The organism is Salifodinibacter halophilus (genome assembly GCA_012999515.1).
Classification (GTDB): domain Bacteria; phylum Pseudomonadota; class Gammaproteobacteria; order Nevskiales; family Salinisphaeraceae; genus Salifodinibacter; species Salifodinibacter halophilus.
In genome coordinates this window covers 1-244 of sequence record JABEEB010000595.1, presented here as the reverse complement: position 1 = coordinate 244, position 244 = coordinate 1, and the positions used below count along the sequence as shown (strand labels likewise).

The 244-nt window shown below is 67.6% G+C and carries 1 protein-coding gene; it reads left to right on the top strand.

Features of this window, described 5'->3' with window-relative positions; all coding sequences use genetic code 11:
* On the top strand, positions 1-244 hold a 244-nt coding region (locus HKX41_12965; protein ID NNC25045.1), incomplete at both ends, for a TonB-dependent receptor plug domain-containing protein.

Genomic DNA, 244 nt, shown 5'->3' with positions numbered 1-244 from the left:
ACCGGTTACTCGGATCTGGCTTCGATCCCCAGCTCGATCGTCGAGCGCATCGAAGTGCTGACCGACGGCGCCTCGGCGCTGTACGGCTCCGACGCCATCGCCGGCGTGGTCAACGTGATCCTGCGCAAGAACTACGAAGGCGTGGAGGCCGGCGCCAGCTACGGCGTCACCGAACAGGGCGACAACGAGCGCTACAACGCCTGGGCGCTGGTCGGCGCCAACTTCGACGACGGCCGCGGCAACG